The organism is Acidovorax sp. Leaf191, assembly GCF_001424425.1.
Classification (GTDB): domain Bacteria; phylum Pseudomonadota; class Gammaproteobacteria; order Burkholderiales; family Burkholderiaceae_C; genus Acidovorax.
On record NZ_LMPT01000001.1, the window covers coordinates 573324 to 597295 of the forward strand.

At 68.2% G+C, this 23972-nt stretch carries 22 protein-coding genes; 8 read left to right on the forward strand and 14 right to left on the reverse strand.

The window, feature by feature from the left end; translation table 11 throughout:
* Nucleotides 1-36 precede the first annotated feature (36 nt).
* Nucleotides 37-894, forward strand: a complete 858-nt coding sequence (locus ASG27_RS25685; protein ID WP_235503874.1) for a DUF6402 family protein — start codon at nucleotides 37-39, stop codon at nucleotides 892-894.
* Nucleotides 895-916: 22 nt separating this feature from the next.
* Nucleotides 917-1306: a hypothetical protein gene (locus tag ASG27_RS26450; RefSeq protein WP_156370418.1), complete on the forward strand. Its 390-nt coding sequence runs from the start codon at nucleotides 917-919 to the stop codon at nucleotides 1304-1306.
* Nucleotides 1307-1320: 14 nt separating this feature from the next.
* Here the strand turns inward: ASG27_RS26450 and ASG27_RS02530 are convergent, their stop codons facing one another.
* Nucleotides 1321-2301, reverse strand: coding sequence for an alpha/beta hydrolase (locus tag ASG27_RS02530; RefSeq protein WP_056411063.1), 981 nt, complete (start codon nucleotides 2299-2301; stop codon nucleotides 1321-1323).
* Between the two features lie 137 nt (nucleotides 2302-2438).
* Between ASG27_RS02530 and ompR the strand changes: the two genes are divergently transcribed.
* Nucleotides 2439-3185: an osmolarity response regulator transcription factor OmpR gene (ompR, locus tag ASG27_RS02535; RefSeq protein WP_056411065.1), complete on the forward strand. Its 747-nt coding sequence runs from the start codon at nucleotides 2439-2441 to the stop codon at nucleotides 3183-3185.
* The gene (locus ASG27_RS02540; protein WP_082485714.1) at nucleotides 3182-4615 is read left to right on the forward strand and encodes an ATP-binding protein; all 1434 of its coding nucleotides are present in this window, start codon (nucleotides 3182-3184) and stop codon (nucleotides 4613-4615) included. Before ompR ends, ASG27_RS02540 begins: the two co-directional genes overlap by 4 nt.
* Nucleotides 4616-4901: 286 nt before the next feature.
* Here ASG27_RS02540 and ASG27_RS02545 read toward each other — a convergent pair whose 3' ends face one another.
* Entirely contained in the window at nucleotides 4902-6950 is a 2049-nt protein-coding gene (locus ASG27_RS02545) for a sigma-54-dependent Fis family transcriptional regulator (RefSeq protein ID WP_056411067.1), read from the reverse strand.
* Between the two features lie 307 nt (nucleotides 6951-7257).
* Between ASG27_RS02545 and exaC the strand changes: the two genes are divergently transcribed.
* Both exaC and ASG27_RS02555 read left to right on the forward strand, forming a co-directional pair.
* Nucleotides 7258-8781 carry an acetaldehyde dehydrogenase ExaC gene (gene exaC, locus ASG27_RS02550; RefSeq protein WP_056171339.1) on the forward strand — a complete coding sequence of 508 codons (1524 nt, stop codon included), beginning with the start codon at nucleotides 7258-7260 and terminating at the stop codon, nucleotides 8779-8781.
* A 347-nt stretch (nucleotides 8782-9128) separates the two neighbouring features.
* Entirely contained in the window at nucleotides 9129-9509 is a 381-nt protein-coding gene (locus tag ASG27_RS02555; RefSeq protein ID WP_056171337.1) for a DUF779 domain-containing protein, read from the forward strand.
* Between the two features lie 56 nt (nucleotides 9510-9565).
* On the opposite strand, the gene ASG27_RS02560 is transcribed toward ASG27_RS02555, so the two are convergent.
* Nucleotides 9566-11551 (reverse strand): methyl-accepting chemotaxis protein, encoded by a 1986-nt coding sequence (locus tag ASG27_RS02560; protein WP_056411070.1) that lies wholly within the window; start codon nucleotides 11549-11551, stop codon nucleotides 9566-9568.
* A 293-nt stretch (nucleotides 11552-11844) separates the two neighbouring features.
* Here ASG27_RS02560 and ASG27_RS02565 point away from each other — a divergent pair, with 293 nt between their 5' ends.
* On the forward strand, nucleotides 11845-12285 hold the full coding sequence (locus ASG27_RS02565) for an acyl-CoA thioesterase (RefSeq protein WP_056411072.1): 441 nt from the start codon (nucleotides 11845-11847) through the stop codon (nucleotides 12283-12285).
* Nucleotides 12282-13232 carry an EamA family transporter gene (locus ASG27_RS02570; protein WP_056411076.1) on the forward strand — a complete coding sequence of 317 codons (951 nt, stop codon included), beginning with the start codon at nucleotides 12282-12284 and terminating at the stop codon, nucleotides 13230-13232. Before ASG27_RS02565 ends, ASG27_RS02570 begins: the two co-directional genes overlap by 4 nt.
* A 139-nt stretch (nucleotides 13233-13371) precedes the next feature.
* Here the strand turns inward: ASG27_RS02570 and ASG27_RS02575 are convergent, their stop codons facing one another.
* From ASG27_RS02575 to fmt, 11 genes are all read right to left on the reverse strand, one after another.
* Entirely contained in the window at nucleotides 13372-14496 is a 1125-nt protein-coding gene (locus ASG27_RS02575) for an ABC transporter substrate-binding protein (RefSeq protein WP_162240415.1), read from the reverse strand.
* Nucleotides 14497-14747: 251 nt separating this feature from the next.
* Nucleotides 14748-15764, reverse strand: a complete 1017-nt coding sequence (locus ASG27_RS02580) for a succinylglutamate desuccinylase/aspartoacylase domain-containing protein (RefSeq protein WP_056411081.1) — start codon at nucleotides 15762-15764, stop codon at nucleotides 14748-14750.
* Nucleotides 15761-16750: a Bug family tripartite tricarboxylate transporter substrate binding protein gene (locus ASG27_RS02585; RefSeq protein WP_056411084.1), complete on the reverse strand. Its 990-nt coding sequence runs from the start codon at nucleotides 16748-16750 to the stop codon at nucleotides 15761-15763. Before ASG27_RS02585 ends, ASG27_RS02580 begins: the two co-directional genes overlap by 4 nt.
* A gap of 307 nt (nucleotides 16751-17057) precedes the next feature.
* Nucleotides 17058-17960, reverse strand: a complete 903-nt coding sequence (locus ASG27_RS02590) for a LysR family transcriptional regulator (RefSeq protein WP_056171323.1) — start codon at nucleotides 17958-17960, stop codon at nucleotides 17058-17060.
* Between the two features lie 69 nt (nucleotides 17961-18029).
* Complete coding sequence (gene pyrF / locus ASG27_RS02595; RefSeq protein ID WP_056411087.1) at nucleotides 18030-18857, reverse strand: orotidine-5'-phosphate decarboxylase; 828 nt, start codon at nucleotides 18855-18857, stop codon at nucleotides 18030-18032.
* Nucleotides 18858-19004: 147 nt separating this feature from the next.
* Nucleotides 19005-19562, reverse strand: a complete 558-nt coding sequence (locus tag ASG27_RS02600) for a FlgO family outer membrane protein (protein ID WP_056411090.1) — start codon at nucleotides 19560-19562, stop codon at nucleotides 19005-19007.
* Nucleotides 19559-20248 (reverse strand): hypothetical protein, encoded by a 690-nt coding sequence (locus ASG27_RS02605; RefSeq protein ID WP_056411093.1) that lies wholly within the window; start codon nucleotides 20246-20248, stop codon nucleotides 19559-19561. The genes ASG27_RS02600 and ASG27_RS02605 overlap by 4 nt, the downstream gene beginning before the upstream one ends.
* A 209-nt stretch (nucleotides 20249-20457) precedes the next feature.
* On the reverse strand, nucleotides 20458-21657 hold the full coding sequence (locus ASG27_RS02610) for a phosphoglycerate kinase (protein ID WP_056411095.1): 1200 nt from the start codon (nucleotides 21655-21657) through the stop codon (nucleotides 20458-20460).
* Between the two features lie 163 nt (nucleotides 21658-21820).
* The gene (locus tag ASG27_RS02615; protein WP_056411097.1) at nucleotides 21821-22156 is read right to left on the reverse strand and encodes an AzlD domain-containing protein; all 336 of its coding nucleotides are present in this window, start codon (nucleotides 22154-22156) and stop codon (nucleotides 21821-21823) included.
* Nucleotides 22153-22920, reverse strand: coding sequence for an AzlC family ABC transporter permease (locus tag ASG27_RS02620; protein ID WP_436128050.1), 768 nt, complete (start codon nucleotides 22918-22920; stop codon nucleotides 22153-22155). The genes ASG27_RS02615 and ASG27_RS02620 overlap by 4 nt, the downstream gene beginning before the upstream one ends.
* A 53-nt stretch (nucleotides 22921-22973) precedes the next feature.
* Complete coding sequence (gene fmt / locus ASG27_RS02625; RefSeq protein ID WP_056411100.1) at nucleotides 22974-23969, reverse strand: methionyl-tRNA formyltransferase; 996 nt, start codon at nucleotides 23967-23969, stop codon at nucleotides 22974-22976.
* Between the last annotated feature and the right edge of the window lie 3 nt (nucleotides 23970-23972).

Sequence of the window (23972 nt, forward strand, 5' to 3'; positions counted from 1 at the left end):
GGGGATTTTTTGGGTGAAATAATCAAGACGGATGTGGTGAAGCTGCAGGAGCAACTTGAGAAAAGGTTGCCATCTGTGGCTCTGTTTCAACTTGCGGATATTCCCGGCGTGATGCGCTCACGACTTGGATGGCCTGTGGCGGCTTCATTCATGGACAGGTGGTTCAGAAGTCCAAAGTTTGAAATGAGCTTGGACATGAAGCGTGGTGGAGCATCTCCTTACCTCTTGCACCAACTGCCCGAAGAAAGGTTGGAGGAAAATCTGGCCACGATGACATGGGCCCTTGGGTTCCCAAGAGTGCGTGCGGCCATGCTTGATCTGCAGATGAATTGGGCAACTGCACGGGGTTTGAAGTTACTCCGGCAACGAATTTTGAAGCAAGGTATAGGAAAAACCGGTTGTTGGCGCTTCGGAGATCTCGGTCGTCCAGCTAAAGAAGTTGATAACAGCTGTCAAGTGAATTTTGCGGGGGTTGGAAAACTCAGCGATCCCATGGATGATTTCTATGCTGCATTGGGAGAGGCATCAATCAAGATGGCTATTTCAGGAATCGTCACCTCAAACACTGTAAGCAGAGTGACGATTGAAGTGGACGAGCTCGGCTTCTATCTGCGCGATACGTATGACTTCAATGACGACTTGTTCATTTCTCAACCCCTAGGGTTCTGGAGTTTCAATGGGGTTGAGCGTAATGCCAGATTTGCAAATGATGTTTTCACCACCCCAAGATTTGTTCACGATAGAAATGTCGAAGAGGTACGTGGCCGAAGATATCTGGTCCAAAACAAACACTTTCGTCTATGGCGTGAGCAGCATGGACGTGGCGGTGACTTTATGGTTATTTCGGACATGCACCGAATAAAACTTCCGAAAACCATTAAATATGATTTTTGACCACGTAGGGTTTATTTAATCCGTGAAAATTAATAGATTGACAATTTCTGGGTTGGCCTTTTTGCTTGTTGCAATTCTGTTGATTCTAGATGGATTTTTTCTCAAGTTGCAATCCCGTCATCTCAGCCCCCATGGTGTCTATCAACTTGATTATTATCAGCCATCTCTGCTTCAACGATTGTTTCACAAGGACTTGAGAGACCCTGCGGTCGTGCGTCTCTATCGCGTTGAGCCGATGGAGTTGCTGGGTGAGAGTGAGGTCGTCGATCTTTCTGGAGGAGTAGAAATTGCTTGGCTTCTCGATCCGCCTTTTGCTTTTGGAGAGGTTTGGGGAGCACAGGATGCGGTTTTTCATAAAATACCTCCCGAATGCACTTCAATATCCAAAATACCGAGCTGTCTTGAAAACTGACGGCTTTGTCCATCTCATTGCCCCAGCAGGCGCGCCACCAGCGGGTCCAGCGAGGCCATGAAGGCCTCCACTGCGCGGGCGTAGCCGCTGTCCAGGCCCAGCTCGCCGTTGATCTCGCCGTGTTCGAGCGGCTCGGGCAGGACCTCGGCGCGCACGCCCAGGGTGGCGGCCTGGCGCGCCATGGCCTCGGCCTGCAGGCAGGGCTGGTCGGGGCGCTCGGTGGAGCACACGAGCTGGTAGGGCGGAGCGCCGGCCACGAGCTGGTGGAAGGGCGACAGCAGCGTCCAGGTGGCCAGGTTCGTGCCGAAGGCCTCGTCGTACAGGCGGGCATGCGGCGCGGCCATGAGGCGCGGCACGTTCAGCACCGCGCTGTCCAGCGACACCGTGCCCAGCCAGGGCCAGGCGCCCTGGCGCTGCGCGAACGCGGGCTGCGCGTTGATCAGCGACACCAGGTGGGCCCCCGCGGAGTGGCCCATCAGGATGAAGCGGCCGGGGTCGGCGCCCCACCCGGGCGCGCGCTGCTGGGCTGCGGCCAGCGCCTGGGCCACGTCGTAGGCCTGCTGCGCCACGGGGGTGTCGGGCAGCATGCGGTAGTTGATGGAGACGAACACGAAGCCACGCGCCACCCAGCGCGCCACCTTGTTCTCCACGACCTTCGGCATCGCCTTGTCGCCGGTGCGCCAGGCGCCGCCGTGCACCATGAAGATCACCGGTGCGCGCAGGCCGGCCGGGCGCGCGTCCGCGGGCGGCAGGTACACGTCCATGCGCTGGCGTGCGTCGCTGCCGTAGGGCAGGTCGGCCAGCTTCTGCACGCCGGCGGGCAGCGGCGCCGGGTTCTGCAGCGCGCGCTCCAGCAGCCGGGCACGCAGGCGGGCGCCGGGCGTGGCGGGCGCGTCGGAGGACTGGGCATGCGCCGGGGCGAGGGCCAGCAGGGCGGCACTGGCCAGTGCACACAGCAGGGCTGGGGCAGAGCGGAAGAAGGTGGCGGCAGACATGGTGGACAACTCCGAAGAAGAAGGGATGCCTGCATGGTGCGGCTTCCACGCCCGGCTGCGGGTTGCGCCGCCGTGCCAAGTGATGACAAGGTATGACAGCGCCGTCACAGGCCGTCACCGCCTGTCATGATCCGCGCATGAACGATGCACGCGCCAAGATCCTCGTGGCCGATGACGAGCCCGACCTGCGGGCCCTGCTGCAGCGCTACCTTGGCGACCAGGGCTACACCGTGCGCACGGTGGACGGCGCGGGCCCGCTCAACGTGCTGCTGGCGCGCGAGCGCTTCGATGTGCTGGTGCTCGACGTGATGATGCCGGGCGAGGACGGCCTGGCCATCTGCCGGCGCCTGCGCGCGCAGGGCGAGACCATTCCCATCCTGATGCTCACCGCGCGGGGCGACCCGGTGGACCGCATCGTCGGGCTGGAGATGGGTGCCGACGACTACCTGCCCAAGCCCTTCAACCCGCGCGAGCTGCTGGCGCGCATCCAGGCCCTGGTGCGGCGCCAGCGTCTGCTGGGGGCCCACGCCGGGCCGCGCCAGGCGGGCGGGCAGATCGCGTTCGGCGCGTTCACGCTGTGGCTGGACGAGCGCCGGCTCACGCGCGAGGGCGCCGACGTGCCCCTGACCACGGGCGAGTTCGCGCTGCTGCAGGCCCTGGCCCGGCAGCCGCACCGGCCGCTGGGGCGCGACCGGCTCATCGCGCTGGCCTACGGCCCCGACCACGCGGCCACCGACCGCAGCATCGACGTGCAGGTGATGCGCCTGCGCAAGCTCATCGAGTCCGACCCCGCGCAGCCGCGCCACATCCGCACGGTGTGGGGCGTGGGCTATGTGTTCGTGCCCGACGGGGCCGCGCCGCAGGGTGCGGGCACCACGCCATGACGGCGCCGCACATCCCGGCCTCGCATATTCCGGCCCCGCCCGCAGCGCCCTCATCAGCGCCCGCCCACCGCCGCAGCCCGTGGCCGCGCAGCGTGCTGGGGCGCAACCTGCTCCTGATTGCCGCGCTGGTGGTGCTGGGGCAATTGGTGGCGGTGGTGCTGGTGCGGCAGATGATCCTGCAGCCCCGGGTGGCGCAGGTGGCCGATGGCGTGGCGCGCAATGTGGCGGCGCTGAGCGCCGGGCTGCAGGCACTGCCCGCAGGCCAGCGCGCCGCGTTTGTCGAAGCCTTCAACCTGCAGCAGGCAGCGCAGGCAGCGCAGGCGGTGCCCACGTCCCAGCCCCGGCGCGCCTTGTTGTCGCCGCTGGAGCGGCAGTTCGTGCAGGCCGTGGCGCGGCGGCTGGAGGGCGGCGGCACCGCGCCGGGTGGCGAGGCCCTGTGGCGGCGCGACAGCACGGGCGTGCTGGCGCTGCGGGTGGTGCACGACGGCACAGCCTACTGGCTGCACCTGCCCAGCGTGTTCCCTACCCGCGAGTTCACGGGGGCCTGGCTGCTGGCCACGCTGATCAGCGTGCTGCTGGCGTTGTGGGGGGCCTGGTGGCTGCAGCGGCACATCAACCGCCCGCTGGGCCAGGTGGTGGGGGCGGCGCAGCAGCTGGCGCAGGGCCAGGCACCCGCCGCCCTGCCCGAGGACGGGCCCGACGAGATCGCCACCGTGGCGCGCAGCTTCAACCAGATGGCGCAGAGCCTGGCCGCGGCCGACCACGAGCGTGCGCTGATGCTGGCGGGCGTGTCGCACGACCTGCGCACGCCGCTGACCAAGCTGCGGCTGGGGGTGGAGATCGCAGGCCCCGGCCTGGACGCGCCGCTCGCGGCCAGCATGGCGCGCAGCATCGACGAGATGGACGGCATCGTCGGCCAGTTCCTGGACTTTGCGCGGGTGGGCGAGGCCGAGGCCGCCGCCATGGCATCGCTCAACGACCTGGCCCGGGCCGTGGCCGAGGCGCAGGCAGACCATGGCCGCAGCCTGCGGCTGGAGCTGGCCCCGCCCTCGCATTTGCCCTATGAGCCCGATATGCCCGATATGCCCGATGTGCCCGTGCGCCCGCAGGCCCTGCGCCGTGCGCTGGACAACCTGGTGGAAAACGCGTGGCGCTACGGCGCGGCGCCCGTGGTGTTGCGCACCGGCACGGCGGGCGCCACGGCCTGGATCGAGGTGGCCGACCAGGGCCCGGGCATCGCGCCCGAGGCACTGGAGCGCATGCGCGAGCCCTTCGCGCGCGGCGGTGGCGCGGCGCGGTCGGGCGCACCGGGGGCGGGGCTGGGCCTGGCCATCGTGGACCGGGTGGCGCGCAGCCATGGCGGCCGGCTGGAGCTGCGCACCGCACCGGGCGCAGGGCTGTGCGCGCGGATCGTGCTGCCGCTGGCGTGAACCGGAGCGGGGAGTGCGTGGGCTGGCAGGCGGGGCATCCAGTGCCCTGTTCCTTCACTTCTCACGGGGAAAATCACAGTCAAAATGGCCACTACCGCTTGTTGGATAAGCGCTAGCAGCTATTAATTCAATAGCATTTGCCATGCGTGCCATGCGTGCCATGCGTGCCATGCGTGCCATGCGTGCCAGCGTACGCCCCGGCCCGCCGCACCACGCGCCCGCTGGCCGTCGTCGCGCTACCGTGCAGGTTACCGGTGCCGCTGCTTCCGCAAGCCCCGCTGCCCGCTCACCCCGGCGTCTTCTTGAGCTTGCGGTACAGCGTCTGGCGGCTGATGCCCAGGCGGCGCGCGGCCTCGGACATGTTGCCGCGGGTGGACTGCAGGGCCTGGTCGATGGCGGTGTGGGACAGCTGCTGCAGGTTGAGTGGCGCGGGCGGGGGCTCGTCGTCGTCTGCGGTGGCCTGGCCGGTGGGCCAGGCCGTGGGCCCGCTGCCTGCGTGTGCGTGTTCCTCTTTCTGTTCCTGCGCCGCCAGCGCCTGCGCCAGGTCGTCCGGCAGATGGTCCCAGCGCAGCGTGTCTTCGCCGTCGTCAAGCATGGCGCAGGCGGTGCGCAGCACGCTGGCGTACTGGCGCAGGTTGCCGGGCCAGGGGTAGCGCGCCAGGCGGGCCAGCAGGTCGGGGGCCAGCTGCAGGCTGCGCGGCCGGCCGGGGCAGGGGCTGGGTCCTGCGGTCGGTGTGGCCAGCGAGCTCAGCAACTGCTGCGTCAGCGCCAGAAAATCGGTGCGCTCGCGCAGCGCCGGCAACTGCACCGTCAGGCCGTTGATGCGGTAGTACAGGTCTTGCCGAAAGTGCCCTTGCTCGGCGGCCTGCATCAGCTGGCTGTGGGTGGCGCTCACCAGCGCAAAGTCCACCGCGTACGACTTGCCCGCGCCCACCGGCGTCACGCTGCGCTCCTGCAGCACGCGCAGCAGGCGGGTTTGCATGGCCAGGGGCATGTCGCCGATTTCATCGAGGAACAGCGTGCCGCCGTGGGCCTCGCGCAGCCGGCCCGCGCTGCCCTCCTTGCGCGCGCCGGTGAAGGCGCCGCCCACATAGCCGAACAGCTCGGCCTCGATGAGGTTCTCGGGGATGGCGCCGCAGTTGATGGCCACGAAAGGGCCGTCCTGCCGCGGCCCGCTGGCGTGCAGCGCGCGGGCGAACACTTCCTTGCCCACGCCCGACTCGCCCTGGATCAGCACCGGGATCGGCTTGCCCACCACGCGGCGCGCCTTGTCGGCGGCGCTGCGCCAGCGGGCATCGCCCGTGTCCAGCTGCGCGAGGGCATCCACGGCCTGTACCGGTGCCGCGGCCTCGGGGGCTGCGACTGCGCCGCGGGCCGACGCCAGCGCGGTGCCCGGCCACGCCGCGGGGTCCCTCTGCACCTGCGCGAACAGCAGGGCACCGCCGGGCAGGCGCACGGCCTGCGGCTGCTGCGGGCGGCGCTGGTGGTGCGACAGCAGGTCGTCCAGCCGCGCGTCCACCACGCGCTCGAGCTCGGTCGCGCCGACATCGCTGGCGCACAGCCCCAGCTGGGCCAGGGCTGCGCGGTTGGCGCCCACGATCCAGCCGTCGCCCGACACGGCCACGATGCCTTCGGCCACGCTGCCGATGCCTTCGGGGTCGCGGTGCAGGTGCAGGCGGATGTTGCGCTTGCAGGCGGCGGCCAGCAGGCGGTTTTCGATCATGCGGGCTGCGGTGCTGACCAGGCCCAGCGTGTGCGCGTGCCCCTGGCGGTAGTCGCCCGAGATGTCGAGAATGCCCAGCAGCTCGCCGGTGGCCGACAGGATGGGCGAGGCCGCGCAGGTGAGAAAGCTGTTGCGCTCCAGAAAATGCTCCCCGCCGTGCACCTCCACGGCCGTGCACTCGGCCAGCGCGGTGCCGATGGCGTTGGTGCCCCGGTGCGCTTCGTGCCACGACGCGCCGCTCGTCAGCGCCACGCGCTCGGCCTTGCCCACGAAGCCCGGGTCGCCCAGCGTGTGCATCAGCATGCCGCGGCGGTCGGCCAGCACCACCACGCTCTGGCTGTGGCGCACCTGCTCGAAGAGGTATTCCATCACCGGCCGTGAATGCGCCAGCAGCTCGGGGTTGCTGGCCAGCGCATGGCGCAGCGTGCCGCTGCTCGCGTGCTCCACGCCCGGTGCCCGGCCCGTGGGCGCGAGGCCAGCGGCCATGCTGCGGCTCCACGAGCGGGCCAGGCGCTCGTCCAGCAGGCCGCTGGGGCACTGGCCGAACTCCAGCAGGTGCTGGCGGGCCTGTCGCAATGCGACAAGGGGCGGGGTGGTGGCGGAAGAACGCACGCGCTGGTCTCCTGTGCAGGCGTCTGGTGCACCCGCTGCGGCCAGTATGGCGCCCCCACCGGGCCGGGGCAAGGGCGCCGCCCTGCCGCGCGGTGCGGGTGTTCCATTTCGTGACAGGTGTGGCGTTGCGGAACACGGCGGGCGGGCACGGTGTGACGGTCCGGACAGTGCTCCGACAGAAAAATCCCCATGAAATCAACGGTCCGCCGCGTGCCAGGCGCTGGCATGCGTCTTGAGTAGGGGACTGCATCGGCGCGGCCCGCGCGGCCGGCCGATGCCACACACAACATCCCTGGAGACAACGCACATGACCGTATACGCAGCCCCCGGCGCCGCCGGCGCCAAGATCGCCTACCAACCCCGGTACGACAACTTCATCGGCGGCCAGTTCGTGGCCCCGGTCAAGGGCCAGTACTTCGACGTGATCTCGCCGGTGAACGGCAAGGTCTACACCCAGGCCGCGCGCTCCACCGCCGAAGACATCGAGCTGGCGCTGGACGCTGCCCACGCCGCTGCCGACGCCTGGGGCAAGACGGACGCCGCCACGCGCAGCAACATCCTGCTCAAAATCGCCGACCGCATCGAGCAGAACCTGGAGCTGCTGGCCTATGCCGAAACCGTGGACAACGGCAAGGCCATCCGCGAGACGCTGAACGCCGACATCCCCCTCACCGTGGACCACTTCCGCTACTTTGCGGGCTGCGTGCGCGCGCAGGAAGGCGCGCTTTCCAACATCGACGAGAACACCGTGGCGTACCACATCCAGGAGCCGCTGGGCGTGGTGGGCCAGATCATCCCGTGGAACTTCCCCATCCTGATGGCCGCGTGGAAGCTGGCCCCGGCGATCGGCGCGGGCAACTGCGTGGTGCTCAAGCCCGCGGAGTCCACGCCGATTTCCATTTTGATCCTGGCCGGGCTGATCGCCGACCTGCTGCCGCCGGGCGTGCTCAACATCGTCAACGGCTACGGGCGCGAGGCGGGCATGCCGCTGGCCACCAGCAAGCGCATCGCCAAGATCGCGTTCACCGGCTCCACCAGCACCGGCCGCGTGATCGCGCAGGCCGCTGCCAACAACCTCATCCCCGCCACGCTGGAGCTGGGCGGCAAGAGTCCCAATGTGTTCTTCGCCGACATCATGGACAAGGACGACGCCTTCCTGGACAAGGCCATCGAAGGCCTGGTGCTGTTCGCGTTCAACCAGGGCGAGGTCTGCACCTGCCCGTCGCGTGCGCTGATCCAGGAAAGCATCTACGACAAGTTCATGGAGCGCGTCTTGAAGCGCGTGGCCGCCATCCAGCACGCCAACCCGCTCGACACCGACAGCATGATGGGTGCGCAAGCCAGCAAGGAGCAGCTCACCAAGATCCTGTCGTACCTGGACCTGGGCAAGCAAGAAGGCGCCGAGGTGCTGGCCGGAGGCGGCCAGGCCCACCTGGGCGGCGACCTGGAAGGCGGCTACTACGTGCAGCCCACGCTGTTCAAGGGCCACAACAAGATGCGCATCTTCCAGGAGGAAATCTTCGGCCCCGTGCTGGCCGTGACCACCTTCAAGGACGAGGCCGAGGCCCTGGCGATCGCCAACGACACGCTGTACGGCCTGGGCGCCGGCGTGTGGAGCCGCAACGGCAACGTGGCCTACCGCATGGGCCGCGCGATCAAGGCCGGGCGCGTGTGGACCAACTGCTACCACGCGTACCCGGCGCACGCGGCGTTCGGCGGCTACAAGGAGTCGGGCATCGGGCGCGAGACGCACAAGATGATGCTCGACCACTATCAGCAAACGAAGAACCTGTTGGTGAGCTACTCAGAAAACAAGCTCGGGTTCTTCTGAGGGGTGGCGGTCCAAAAACCGCCCCTGGCGTCGTTGCTCCGTCTTGCCGTAGCGTTGCTACTGTCTGCGACGGAGACGCCTAGGGACCCTCTGCACGAATCATCGCGCCGTGTGCATCTGCGGTCTCGGGCGGCCTGCGGCGTTGCAAATACTCGCAATAGCTACGGCTATTGCTGCGTTTTGCGCCTTGCACGCCATCCCGATCCGCAGCGCACACTTGGCAGCTCGATCCGTGCAGAGGATCCCTAGCCAGGAACGGTTTGTGAACCGCTGGAGGCGCTGCTGCCGGTCCGCTGTTCCAGCGGGCCGGATCACTGCCATTGATGCTTGTGAATCAGGAGACACCCATGGTCGACAAAGTCATCGCCACACCTGCCGCGCTGGAGCTGGTGGCCTTTCTGCAAGCCAAGCATGGGCCTGCGCTGATGTTCCACCAGTCGGGCGGCTGCTGTGACAACAGTGCGGCCAACTGCTATCTGCCCGGTGAGATCACGATGGGCGCGGGCGATGTGTATCTGGGCGATATCGGCGGCTGCCCTTTCTACATCGGCCGCGCGCAGTACGAGACCTGGAAGCACACGCAGCTCATCATCGACGTGATTGAGGGCACGGGCGGGACGTTTTCGCTGGAGGGGCCCGAGGGCAAGGCGTTCCATACGCGCTCTCGGGTGTTCAGCGATGCGGAGCTGGCTGCGCTGGGCATCGAGCGCGGCGTGGCAGGCGGTTGAGGGGGCGGATTTTGAGGTAGCCCGACCTCTACCGCTTGCCTGTAAAGCGCTAGCAGCTATCGAATTTGTAGCGATGGATGTGTGGGCGAGGTGGCCTGCTGGCGCACGCTGCCTTCGTCCCCCAGGCGGAACACCGACACCACCTGCACCAGGTCTTCGGCCTGCAGCTGCAGGCTGCCAGCGGCCGCGGCCATTTCTTCGACCAGCGCGGCGTTCTGCTGCGTGACCTGGTCCATCTGCGTCACGGCCTCGCCCACCTGGGCCACGCCCAGGGACTGTTCGTGGCTGGCGGTGCTGATCTCGCCCACGATGTCCGTCACGCGGCGGATGGCGCTGACCACCTCGTTCATCGTGCTGCCTGCGCGGTCCACCAGGGCCGTGCCGTGCTCCACGCGCTCCACGCTGGCGCTGATGAGGGCCTTGATCTCGCGGGCGGCCCCGGCACTGCGGCCGGCCAGGCTGCGCACTTCGCTGGCCACCACGGCAAAGCCACGGCCCTGCTCGCCTGCTCGCGCTGCTTCCACCGCGGCGTTGAGTGCCAGGATGTTGGTCTGGAACGCGATCGAGTCGATCACGCCGATGATGTCCGAGATCTTCTGCGACGACGCGTTGATGCCCTGCATGGTGTGCACCACCTGGGCCACCACTTCGCCGCCCTGCACGGCCACGGTGCTGGCGCTGTCGGCCAGCTGGCTGGCCTGGCGCGCGCTGTCGGCGTTCTGCCGCACGGTGGAGCTCAGCTGCTCCATGGACGCCGCGGTTTCCTCCAGCGCGCTGGCCTGGCTCTCGGTGCGGGCCGACAGGTCGGTGTTGCCCTGCGCGATCTGCACGCTGGCCGTGGCCACGCTTTCGGAGCCGCTGCGCACCTGGCGCACCACCCCGGTGAGCTGCGTGCGCATCTGCAGCAGCGCCTGCAGCAACTGGCCCACTTCGTTCGTGCCGTGGGCGATGGGCGCGCCGCCCAGGTCGCCCTGGGCCACCGCGCGCGCCAGGCCCACGGCCTGCTTCAGGGGCTGCGTCATCGAGCGCACGAACACCAGGGCCATCGCGCAGGTGGCCGACAGCGTCACCGCCAGCGCCACCGCCACCCACAGCAGGCTTTGCTGCAGCCGCGCCACGCGGTCCTGCAGCGCCTGGGCGAGGCTGGCCAACGACTGCGTGTTGAGCGTGTTGAGCGCATCGATGGTGCGCGTGAGCGCGTCGAAGTAGTCCTTGGAGGCCATCTTGAGTTCGGGCGCGTTGATCACCTCGCGCTCGGCCAGCTGCAGCGATTGCTGGATCTGCGCCCGGATGTCCTGCACGCCGCTGCCCAGGGCCTGCCGGAGCGCCGCATCGCCTTGCAGCGCGCGTTCCAGCCCGCCGAAGGTGTCGCCCTGCAGCTCGACCACGCGCTGCTGCAGCACCAGCATCTGGCTCTTGGCCTCGGGGCTGAGCTGGCCGCGGCCGAGCGCGCCCGCGCCCTGCGCGCGCAGCAGGCCCAGCTTCTCGCCGAGCAGCGGCGCCTGGATCAGCGACGACTGGATGAGCGCCTGCGTGGGCGCTTCGGGATCGATCTGCAGGCCGTAGGCGTGCACCAGCGACGCGCTCAGCTGCAGCAGCGAGCCGATGAGCTGCGTGTGCTGTGCCGTGCTCTGCGCGAGTTCGATGCCGCGCGCGGCCACCGCCTGCTCCAGCGTGCGCCAGGCCTGCTGTGCGTCCGTCCAGGCCGCAGCCTGGGCCGCGGGCACCTGTGCGCTGGCAAAGCGCTCGGTCACGTCGCGCAGCGCGGCCTCGACCGCCTCGCGCGCAGCGGGGCGGCGTGCCGCCAGCGACTCGTCGCCGCCCAGCATGCCGGCCGACAGGCCCCGGTGCACCTGCACCGCCTGCACCAGCCGCGTGACGGCCTGCGCAGGCGGCACGCCGCGAGCCTCCTGCCGGGCGTGGCCGATGCCGCGCAGGGCGTCGGCCACATAGACATACGTGGGCAGCGCGCTCATCATCAGCCCGAGGGTTCCGAGGATCAGGAATTTTTCGAGCAGGTTCAGTCGGTGAAGCAGTGACATGGCAGGGCGGCACGCCGGGGCGTGCAAGGTGAAAGCCGGCTCTGGCGTGGTCGGCCATCGCCGGTGGGCGGCGCGGCAGGCCGGGGCCGCAGGGTTGCTACGCAATGTAGGCAAGTGCGGCCTGCAGGGTGTTGACTCAGGTCAAGCTGTGGCGCCGGCCCTGGGCCTGAGCACCACCGGCGCTGCACCTACGTTCGCGCGCGGGCTGCACTGACGCGGCGCCCCCTGCAGCGCGCCGGGTGGCTGGTGATAATGGCTTCACACCCCCTGCACCGTTTTGATGGAGCACCCGCATGCAATCGATCACCCTGCGTTTCCTGGCGTCCCAAAGCACCCTGCCGCAGGCCGGCCGCGTGCCCGGCGGGACCGTGCTGCGCTGGGTGGATGAAGCCGGCTTCGCCTGCGCCAGCGCCTGGGCCAAGGGGCCGTGCATCACGGAGTTCGTCGGCGGCGCGCAGTTCATGCACCCCATCCGGCCCGGAGACCTGGTCGAAGTGCATGCCCGCCTGGCGGCGACCACGGACACGGCCATGCAGCTGGCGGTGGAGGTGCGCAGCGGCGGCCTGCACGGCGAGCCGCAGCAAGAGGTGCTGCACTGCGTGGCGGTCTACACCGCGGTGGACTCCGACGAGCAGCCCCGCACCATCGACAAATGGAGCCCCGAGACCCCCGGCGACATCGCGCTGGCGCAGCGCGTGCAGGCCCACATCGACGCGGCCCGCAGCGCGCAGTGACCGGGCACGGCACGGCGCAGGCGGCGCCGCCGCTGCGGGCGCGAGACCTGATCATCGCGCTGGTCGTGGTGGTGTTGTGGGGCGTGAACTTCGTGGCCATGAAATGGGGGCTGCGCAGCTTCAGCCCCTTTCAGCTGGGCGTGGCGCGCTATGTGTTTGCGGCGCTGCCGCTGTTGCTGATGATCCGGCCGCCGCGCGTGCACTGGCGCTGGGTGCTGTGGTTCGGTCTGTTCCAGGGCGTGGGGCAATTCGGGTTCTTGTTCATTGCGATGAAGGCGGGCATGACGGCCAGCCTGGCCAGCGTGCTGCTGCAGACCCAGGTGTTCTTCACGGCCCTGTTCGCGTTTGCGCTGCTGCGCGAGAAGCCGGGGCGTCCGCTGCTGTGGGGCTTGGCGCTGGCGGCGCTGGGCCTGGCGTGTTTTACGATGAACCACCTCGGTCACGGCACCGTAGTCAGCGCCGCACAGGCCACCACATTGGCAGGCCTGCTGCTGACGCTGTGCGCTGCTGCGATGTGGGCCGCATCGCACATCGTGGCGCGGCTGGCACAGAACGCGAGCCCGGGTTACGACCCGCTGGCCTTCGTGATCTGGAGCAGCGTGGTACCCATCGTGCCGTTCATCGCACTGTCGGCAGTGTTCGACCCCGACGCCGCGCGCTGGCTGCAGTGGGACACCCTCGCCAGCGTGCCGCTGTCGGGCTGGGCTGCCGTCGCTTACCTGGGCTGGGCGGCCAACACCGTGGGCAATGCGTTGTGGACGAACCTGCTGCAGCGCTACCCCGCCAACCGCGTGGCGCCGTTCAGCCTGGCGGTGCCCGTGGTCGGGCTCACCGCGGGGATGCTGCTGCTGGGCGAAAGCGTGGCGCCCTGGCAGTGGGCGGGCATTACGCTGATCGTGGCGGCGCTTGCCTGTGTGGTGCTGGGGCCCAGGCTCCAGAGAAGATAGCCCGCTACCGATTGCACTGACCCATTGTTTGATGTTGGATTGGGCGTGCCGTCGTGCCGTCGTGCCGTCGTGCCGTCGTGCCGTCGTGCCGTCGTGCCGTCGTGCCGTCGTGGCGGCGCAACCTGCCCCCGTCCCCCGGTCAGTTGATCGGCCTGCCCTGGCGCCCGATCATGGTCATGTCCACGAAGTCCGAGCCGTTGTGGTTGCCGGGGCTGAAGGTCACTTCGAACCCGCCCACATCCACCTTCATCCGGGACAGCGTCTGCAAAAAGCCCGCGCGCGTCGGTGCCGGACCGGTGCGCTGCAGTGCTGCGCAGAACACCTTGGCGGCGATGAAGCCCTCCAGCGAGATGTAGTCGGGCTGGGTGCCGGCCCCGCTGCTTTTGAGCAGGCGGTTGTACTCCTTGCTCACCTCCACCACCTGCTTGAACGGGTTGGGCACCAGCTGGGTGACCGAGATGCCGAAAGCCTGGTCGCCCAGCTCCTGCGCCAGTTGCCGTGCGCCGACGAGGCTGCGGGCGTAGTACTGCGCCTTGCGGCCGGTGGCGGCTTCGTAGCCTTGGATGAAAGCCACAGCGTCGGTGCCGGACACGCCCAGCAGCACGGCTTGGGCCTCGACCGGTGCGAGCTGCCGGATGGCGTCTTTCGGCTGGGCAGAGTTGTTGGCCATGGCGCCGGTGCCCACCTGGGTGGCGCCGTATTGTTTCAGCAAAGGCTCCAGCTCGGCGAGCAGCTCGTCGCCCGTCTTGCTGGTGTAGCGCACGAACGCAATCCTGCGGATGCCCAGCGTGGTGACGTGCCGGATGATCGCCTCCAGCTCGGCATGGAAGCTCGCGCGCACGGTGAAAACCATGGGGCTGCTGGAGCGGTACACGTCGCTGGCGCCGGTGTACGGCGCAAAGAACGGGACGTTGTACTTCGTCGCCACCGGAATCACCGCGCGGGCCACCGGCGTCCAGGTGTAGTGGGTCAGCGCGAAGGCTCCGTGCTGCTCGATGAGCTGGAGGGTGTTCTCCACCGCCAGCTCGGGCTTGTACTGGTCGTCGAGCGACACCAGGCGGATCTTGCGCCCATGGATGCCGCCGCGGCGATTCACCTCGTTCAGGTACAGCAGCGCGCCGTCGCGGTACGCCGCCGCCTGGCTGGCAAAACTGCCGGTGAAGGACGCCGACTGGCCCAGGACGATTTCGTCCTTGGACACCTCTTGGGCAGCGGCATGCAAGGGGGCCAGCAGCAGTGCCCAGATCAACAACCAGACTTTCATGGCGATGTCCTTGTATTCGTGGAAAACAGTGGTCCCCATGACGCCGGGCTGTTCATCACAGCGGGTCATGCAGCGGGGATGGGAGGGGGCGAGGTCGCCCGCAGCGTGGGCGCGTGCGGGTGGGTTGGCAGCCGTGCAGTGGGAAGCTGCACGGCGGGCGATGGCGCTGGCCCAGCGTTGCCAGGCGCCAGCCATGGGATGTGCGAGAGCGCCTGTGCGCCCAGGCGCACGGACGGCGCCAAAGGGGCTGGCTAGCTCAGTGCCTTGCGGCGCGCAAAGCGCACCACCGTCACGCCCGCGCGGGCCTGGCGCACCGAGGGCATCACCAGCACGCAGTCGTCGTACGGTGTGGTCACCGGCACGCCGTCGTTGTCGCCGATGACGGTGCCCGCTTTCTCAAACACCTCGAGGCCTGTGTAGGGCGCCACGAACTTGAACGCGCTGCTGGTGGCCACGACCGGGCCGGTCACCTCCAGCGCCCACTGGCGGGGTGCATCGGGCAGGCGCCAGCCGGGTAGCTGCGCTGCCAGCGCGGCCGGATTGATCACGCCGGACTGCTCCAGAAAGCGCACGCACTGGTCCTGCGCCACGGCGCGGCTGGCGGGGTCGCCATGAAAGCCGCATTCGACCAGCAGCGATCGGGTGTCGGCGGCCGCGCCCTCTCCATCGTTGTCGGGCAAGCCGAAGCGGCCGTAGTCGCGCATGCGCACGCCGTCCTTGTGGCCCGCGTCGACCACCACGTGCTCGGGTGAGCGCATGGCGCGCGCCAGCGCCAGGTTGCGCGGCTGGATGCCGGTGAGCAGCAGCGGGGCCGAGGGCTCGTGCATGGAGTGGATGTCCAGCAGCCAGTCCGCGCGCGCCACGAAGGGCCGCAGGGCCCCGGCGCGGCGGCGTTCCGCGGTGTCGGCCGCGTCGATGCGCTCGTCGAGCCACTGGCGGTTGAGGTCTTCGTCGGTGAAGCGCGAGGCATCGTGGCTTGCTGCATCGAACCGGTCGAACGCGGCGAGGTTGCAGAACGCGAGCGTGAGCGAGCCGGACTCTGGCCGCACGCCGGCTTCGAGCAGGCCCTGGATCGCCCAGGCGCCGCACAGCTCGTTGCCATGCACCAGCGCGCTGATCATCACGTGGCGCCCGGGCTGGCCCGAGTCGAAGTGCCACACCCCTTCGGTGCCGGTGTTGCCGGCGCGCCAGGCGCTGATATCGGGCGCGGGCAGCGCGAAGCTGAGCGGTGGCACCGCGCCGTGGTGGAGGTCGTCGTGGCGGTTCATTCTTCGATCTTGGCGAATTCGACGATCTTCTTGTACTTGGCCACTTCGGCGGCGAGGTACTGGTCGATGTTGACGTTCGTGGCCGCCACCGTGGAGCCGGTGGCTTCCATCTTCTTTCGGAACTCGGGCGACTGCAGGCTGTCGTTCAGCGCCTTCTTCACCTTGTCGAACACGGGCTTGGGCAGGTTGGCCGGGGCCAGCAGCGCGAACCACACGCCGATGTCCACGTTCTTGAACTGGGGCGACTCGGCCAGGGCCGGGATGTCCGGCGTGGTGGGTGAGCGCTTGGCTTCGGTCGTGCCCAGGGCGATCACCTTGCCGCTCTTGATGTGGGGCAGGCCGCTGGAGAGCACGAACACGCCGAATTCCAGGTTGTTGCCCAAGAGGTCATTGGTCAGCGGCGCCACGCCGCGGTAGGGGATGTGCGTCATGAACAGCTTGCCCTGCTCCTTGACCATCTCGCCGGCCAGGTGCAGCGACGTGCCCACGCCCGAGCTGCCGTAGCTGAACTTGCCAGGGTTCTTCGACACCTTCTGGGTGAACTCGGCCACGTTCTTCACGCCCGAGCCGGCGGACGCCACCAGCACCAGCGGCTGCGAGGCGATGAGGCCGATGGCGGTGAAGTCCTTCACGTCGTACTTCACCTTTTTGGTCACCAGCTTGTTGATGGCGATCTCGTTGCTGGCGCCCACCAGCAGCGTGTAGCCGTCCGGCGCCGCGCTGGCCACCTTCTGCGCGCCGATGGCACCGCCCGCGCCGCCGATGTTCTCGATCACCACCGGCACGCCCAGCTTGTTGCCCAGCTCGGTCGCCACGGTGCGCGCGGTCAGGTCGGTGCTGCCGCCCGGCGGGTAGCCCACGACGATGGTGATGGGCTTGGAGGGGTAGGCATCCTGCTGCGCCCAGGCCGGGGCGGCGGCCAGGGCCGCCAGGGCGCACAGCAGCGCGGTGCGGCGCAGGGGGGAGGACAAAGACGGATGGTGCATGGTGTGGGTCCGGGTCGGTGGGTTTGTGGGCTGCTGCAAGCCGCCACGGGGTCAGGATTACGCGGCCACCCAGGGCGGGTGGTGCCGTAAAACTTCCTGCGGCGTAAACCATTGTCGAAAATACGATCTGCTGTGTTGGTGCTGAAACGGCACCAAGCATTGCCAATCCGTACCGGGCGTGCAGGGAAAACCCCTGCGTGATGGATGAATCCACCAATGCATGTGTCGCATTCACGCCGGACCTGAGCAGTACCTGAGCGGCACCTAGGCCGCATCGATGCTGCATTCGTGCTGCATCGGCGAGGCATCACCGCTGTGACAGGGCCTTCCACAGTGCCTCGGCCAGCGGCCCCAGGCGGCGCTTGGGCCGGTACAGGCGCACATCGAAGCGCACCTCCATGCGCGCATCGCCCGCTGGCGCAAGGCGGCGCGCCTTGCAGTCGGCATGCACCATGGACCAGGGCAGCCAGGCCACGCCCAGGCCCTTTTGCACGTACTCGTAGTGCGCGTCGGCCGAGTCGCACTCCACCACCCGCTGCAGGCGTGGGGCGTGCGGGTTGTGCGCCAGGTGGTCCTCCACCAGCCGGCCCAGGGCCAGCTGCGGTGCGTAGGCGAGGTAGGGCACGGCATCGGTGGTGCCCGGTGGGCCGAATCGGTACATCGCGTGGCCTTGCGCCGTGGCGCGCGACACAGGCACCAGCCGGTCCGAGGCCACGGTCATGTGCAGGAACTGCCGCGCATCGAGCCGGATGGCGAGCGCCGGGTGGTGGTAGACCAGCGAGAAGTCGGCCTCGTTGCGCTCCAGCAGGGCCACGGTGTCGGCCAGCGCGCGGGTGCGGATGCACAGCTCGCCACCTTGCAGCAGCGGCTGCAGGCGCACCAGCCAGTCGGCCACCACGGTGCGCGCCAGCGTGCGGCCCGTGGCCAGCGTCACGGTGCGGGCCTGCCGGCCGGCCAGGCTTTGCAGTTCCTCGTGCGACTGGGCGAGGTTGCGGGCCAGCTGGCCTGCCGTCTCGAGAAAGCTGTGCCCGGCCGGCGTGAGCGTGACCGGGCCGCCCGTGCGTTCGACCAGCGGCGTGCCCGCCCAGGCCTCCAGCGCCCGGATGCGGCGGCCAAAGGCCGGGTGGGTGACATGCCGCAGCTCGGCCGCGCGGGTGAAGCTGCGTTCCTGCGCCAGGACGATGAAGTCTTCAAGCCACTTGAGCTGCATGGCAGGAGGGGTGGGGGGCTGGCCGAACGGGTCGTGGCGTTGTGCGTAGGCTGGCGGTACCGCGCCGACCTAGCGGCTGCGCGAGGCTTCGAGCACGGCGCGGGTGCGCTGCGCCTCGGTGCGCGCTGCGTCCGCAAAGTCGTCGCCCTTGGAGGCGTACAGGATGGAGCGCGACGAGTTCACGATGATCGGCCCGCCGTCGCGCAGCCCTGCGCGCACGGTGGCTGCGGCGTCGCCGCCCTGCGCGCCCACGCCGGGGATCAGCAGCGGCAGCGTGGGCGCAATGGCGCGCACGCGCTCGATCTCCTGCGGGTAGGTCGCGCCCACCACCAGGCCGAGCTGGCCGTTCTTGTTCCAGGGCCCCTGGGCCAGGCGCGCCACGTGTTCGTACATCAGCGGCTCGCCCTCCACGCTGGCCAGGCGCTGGGTCTGCAGGTCGTCGCCACCCGGGTTGGAGGTGCGGCACAGCAGGAAAGCGCCCTTGCCGTGGTAGGCCAGGTAGGGCTCGATGGAGTCAAAGCCCATGAAGGGCGAGAGCGTGACCGCATCGGCGCCGTAGCGCTCGAAGGCCTCCTTGGCGTACTGCTCGGCTGTGGAGCCGATGTCGCCCCGCTTGGCATCCAGGATCACCGGCACGTGCGGTGCGTTGGCCCGCATGTGCTGCATCAGGCGCTCAAGCTGGCCTTCGGCGCCGTGCGCGGCAAAGTAGGCGATCTGTGGCTTGAAGGCGCAGACCAGGTCGGCCGTGGCGTCCACGATGGCGGCGCAAAAATCGTAGATCTTGTGCGCATCGCCCTGCATCCCCGCAGGAAACCGCGTGGGCTCCGGGTCCAGGCCCACGCACAGCAGGGAGTTGTTCTGCGCCGTGGCGTCGCGCAGCATGTCGGTGAAGGTCATGGGGCGTGATTTTAAGTGGGGGGCTGCCCGGTGCCTTCCGGTTTTCTGCTGCTGCAGTGCCTGGGCCGCTGGTGGCCAGCCATGACGGCCTTCGCCGGGGCAATAAAAAAGGCCGTCGAAACGGCCTTGGAGTCGGGAGACTGCAGCTCAGCGCTGCACGGTCAGCAGGCGCTGCACGTCGCGGTCGTTGGGTAGTGCGTAGTCGTAGCCGCGGATGATGCGGCTGTCTTCGGTGCGCACCAGCTTCAGGCTCACGTAGGTGTAGTTGGCGGCAGCCGAGTACGTGCCCACGAGCACCAGCGACGCGTTGTGGTTGCGTGCGATGTCCTTGATCTCGCGCGACAGCAGCAGTTCGCCCGCGCCTTCGCGCACGAACACGTCGCCGCGCAGCTTGATTTCCTTCACATCGAAGCCGGTGGCGGCCATGTGCGAGGCATATTGCTCGGACAAGGTGCGGCCCAGGGGCGCAGAGCGGCTCAGGTCGTTCACGTTGACCACGGTGGCCACGAGGACGGGGCCGGTGCCGGTGGCGGTCAGGTCAAAGCCCGCGGTCAGCTTCGACACAGCGTCGCGGCTGCTGTTGAGGAACTGGTTGTTCGAGGCTTCCTGGTAGGTCGGCTCGTTGCGGATGGTCGTGCCATTGTTGGCGCAGCCGGCCAGCAAAGCTGCTGCGGCCAGCGCGGTCAGAAGTGCTGCGGATTTCATTGCGAGACCACCTTCATGTTGACGTGCTTGTAGTAGGACGGACGCAGGAACAGCGGCGTGTCCGCATTCTCCAGGTAGTAGACGTCGGTCTTGCGGGCCACATACTGGCCGCCGCGCGTGACGGTGGTGGTCAGGATCAGCTCGGTATTGGTCGGGCCGCCCGAGTTGATGCTGGAGCCGTAATCTGCCAGGCCGGTGAAGCCCAGCGTGGCCAGCAGTTGCGTGTCGATGTGCTCGTGGCGCAGGCCATAGGCGGCCATCAGGCCCGCAGCGATCATGGTGAACTGGCCGGGGATGAAGTGGGGGCGTTCGCTGTTGTGACGCACCACCTGGGTGTTGTACGTGACGGTGAGCGTCTGGCCGGGGTCTTGCAGCACGGGCGCGCCGCTTTGCACGAGCTTGGTGATCAGGAAGTCACGGAAAGCCAGGTCGAAGGGGCTGGGGTTGGGCGGCTGGGCCACGAACAGCGCAGTGCCGGGGGCCGTGCCGGCCTTGTCGAGCGTGCTCAGCGTCTGGGCCACCACGTCGTTGGAGAGCAGTTCCCAGTGGCCTGCGGAGCGCACCTTGGGTTGGACCGTCAGCTCAAAGTTCTCTGCGAGAGGGATGGGCGAACGGTAGGCGCACCCTGCCAACGTTGCCACGGCGCCAGCGAGTACCGCCAAGCTGACTGCTTTTGAAAATTTCATGATTCCCTCCTACGGACTTTGAGAGGCGGGGACATGAACAGATACATCCCACGCGATTGAAAAATAATTCTGGGCGGGATACTCAACAAAAACAAGAAAAAATTGAGGTAACTGCGCCCAGCCGCTCGCAATTCGTTGTTTTTGGTCACAGTTGCATGTGACTGCTTACGCGCAGTCGCATGCGCTTGCGACTTTATGCGTAACAAATATCAACCGGCGGTAACCGCGCGTTTTTCGAGAATGTCGAATGCGGGCAACGTCTTGCCCTCCAGCACCTCCAGGAAGGCGCCGCCGCCGGTGGAGATGTAACCCACCTGCTTTTCGATGCCGTACTTGGCGATGGCAGCCAGCGTGTCGCCGCCGCCGGCAATGCTGAAGGCGGGGGATTCGGCGATGGCCTTGGCGATCTCGCGGGTGCCGTTTTCAAAGGCCGCAAACTCGAACACGCCCACCGGGCCGTTCCAGACGATGGTGCCGGCCGATTTGAGCTGGGCGGCGAGCCGGGCGGCGGTCTCCGGGCCGATGTCCAGGATGAGGTCGTCCTCGGCCACGTCCTTGGCGGCCTTGACGGTCGCGGGTGCGTCGGCGGAGAACGCCTTGGCAGTGACCACGTCGGTGGGGATCGGCACGTCCGCGCCCCGGGCCTTCATCGCGGCGATCACTTCGCGCGCCGCGTCCAGCAGGTCGGGCTCGGCCAGGCTCTTGCCGATGGGCAGGCCGGCGGCCAGCATGAAGGTGTTGGCAATGCCGCCGCCCACGATGAGCTGGTCGACCTTGTCGGCCAGGCTCTTCAGGATGGTGAGCTTGGTCGATACCTTGGAGCCCGCGACGATGGCGGCCAGGGGGCGCTGGGGCTGGGCCAGGGCCTTGGTCAGGGCGTCGATCTCGGCCGACAGCAGCGGGCCTGCGCAGGCGATGGGCGCGAACTGGGCGATGCCGTAGGTGGTGCCTTCGGCGCGGTGGGCGGTGCCGAACGCGTCGTTCACGAAGATGTCGCACAGGGCGGCCAGCTTCCTGGCCAGGTCTTCCTTGTTCTTCTTTTCGCCCACGTTCAGGCGGCAGTTCTCCAGCAGCACGACCTGGCCGGGTGCCACGGTCACGCCGTCGACCCAGTCGGCCACCAGCGGGACCTCGCGGCCCAGCAGTTCGGACAGGCGTGCAGCCACCGGCGCCAGCGAGTCTTCGGGCTTGAACTCGCCTTCGGTCGGGCGGCCCAGGTGGCTCGTGACCATGACGGCGGCACCGGCGTCCAGCGCCATGCGGATGCAGGGGATCGAGGCGCGGATGCGGGTGTCTTCGGTGATGCGGCCGGCGTCATCCTGCGGCACGTTCATGTCGGCACGGATGAAGACGCGCTGGCCTTGGGCCTTGCCTTGGGCGCACAGATCGGAGAAGCGGAGGATGTTCATGGCAGAGAGGTAGAAGGAGAAAAAGGGCTCGCGGCGGCCATTTTAGTAACCGCGGTGAGGGCGTCAGCTCGCCCATGCCAGTGCACCCGTGGATCTGGCTTTGCCAGGCCACCGGGTGCGTCCCCCTAGGGGAAGTCGCGCAGCGACTCAGGGGGAGCCTATTTCACCAGCCCAGCCCGATGTGCAGCGGCAGGTAGATCACCATGCCCACGACGATGGTCCCGAGGATGCCCCGCTTCCAGAAGTAGTAGCCACTGGCGCACAGCACGGCCGGCAGGCGGGCGTCCATGAACGTGTCGATGAACTCGCCCTGGGTCATGAGGATCTCGGGCGCAATGACGGCGGCCAGTGCGGCCAGCGGCGCGTACTTGAGTCCGCGCTTGAGCCAGTCGGGCAGGGGCAGCTCGCGGTCCGGGATCATGAAGAATGCGCGCGAGACCAGGGTGATGACCGCAAGGCCCAGGATGGCGATGGCCGGCTCGATCCAGGCAAGGCTCATGGGTGGCGCTCCTCGCGCAGCGGCACGACGTCGCCCGCCTTCAGGTGCTCGCGCTCTTCGGGCGGCAGCACGCTGTCGGCTGGCAACAGCACCACTTCGGGTTTGTGGCGGCGGCGGTCCACGGCTTCCATGAGCAGGCCGGCCGCCACGGCCGCCGCAATGGCCACCAGGATGTTGAGCTTGAGCGGCAGGGCGAATGCCGCCACGGCTGCGGTGGCCGCCACCCCTGTCGCCAGCCAGGTGGCGCGGTCGAACAGCAGCGACAGCAGCACGCCCAGCAGTGCCAGCACGCCGGCAAACCCCAGGCCCCACGACAGCGGAACGGCGTTGGCCAGCAGGATGCCCGCAATGGACGGCACCTGCCAGGCCAGCCAGTTGGTGCTGGCCGCCCCCCAGAAGTACGGTACTTGCTCCGGTTGCGGGCGGGGCTCTGGAAAGCGCTTCATGAAGCCCACGTAGATCACGTCACCGCTGAAGTAGCCCACCGCCAGCCGCTGGCGCAGCGGCAGGTGGCCGAAGTAGCTGCGCCACATGCTGCTGAAGATCACGAAGCGCAGGTTCACGCAGCTGGCCGTGAGCCACACCACCCACAGCGGCGCCCCCACGGCGATCAGCGGGATGACCGCCAGTTGCGCGCTGCCCGCGTAGACCACCAGCGACATGAACAGGGCCATGCCGACGGGCAGCCCGCTCTTGACCATGACGACGCCGGTGACCAGGCCCCAGGCGGCGATGCCCAGCGACGTGCCGGCCATGTCGACCATGGCCAGGCGGAAGGAGGGGTGGCGCAGCGTGTGGCGAATGCGCGCGCTGCGGCTCATCCGGGTGCCGCTGCCGCAGCCGCCATAGGCGCCGCGCCCAGCACCATGCCCGGTGTCAATGCGAAACCCCGCAGGAAGTCAGCCGCAGCCAGCCGCTTGCCGCCTGCGCGCTGCAGGGTGGTCAGGCGCAGCGTGCCCTCTCCGCAGGCCACGGTCACGCCGTCGTCGCTGACCGACAAAACCTCGCCATGGCGCGCATTGGGTGGGCCCTGGGTGCTATCAATTTTGTAACCCCAGACCTTGATGGCCTCGCCTGCACAGTCGGTGCTGGCGCCGGGAAACGGGTCGAAGGCACGGATGCGCTGGCCGATCGCCGGCGCTGGCAGCGACCAGTCGATGGTGCTTTCGGATTTTTCGATCTTGTGCGCATAAGTGACGCCCTCGGCAGGCTGGGGCTCGGCCTGCAGGCCGCCGCAGGCCGCGAGTTCAAGTGCCTCGACGATCATCCGCCCGCCCAGGGCCGCCAGCCGGTCGTGCAACACGGCAGTGGTGTCCGCCGCGCCGATGGGGGTGCGTTCGGTCAGCAGCATGTCGCCGGTGTCCAGGCCTGCGTCCATCTGCATGATGGTGACGCCGGTTTCGGCGTCGCCCGCCTCGATGGCGCGGTGGATGGGCGCCGCGCCGCGCCAGCGGGGCAGCAGGCTGGCGTGGATGTTGAGGCAGCCTTGGGGCGGAAGGTCCAGCGTCCACTGCGGCAGGATGAGTCCGTAGGCTGCCACCACCATGACATCGGCCCCCACAGCCAGCAGCGCCTCGCGCGCCGCCGCCGCATCCTCCGGGTACTTGCCGTCGAGCCGCAGGCTGCGCGGCTGCGCCACGGCGATGCCATGCGTCTGGGCGCACTGCTTGACGGGCGAGGCCTGCAGCTTCATGCCGCGGCCGGCCGGGCGGTCCGGCTGGGTGAGGACGAGCGGCACCTGAAAGCCGGCCGCCAGAAGCTGCTCCAGCGCCACGCGGGCGAACTCGGGGGTGCCGGCAAAGATGACTCTCATGGA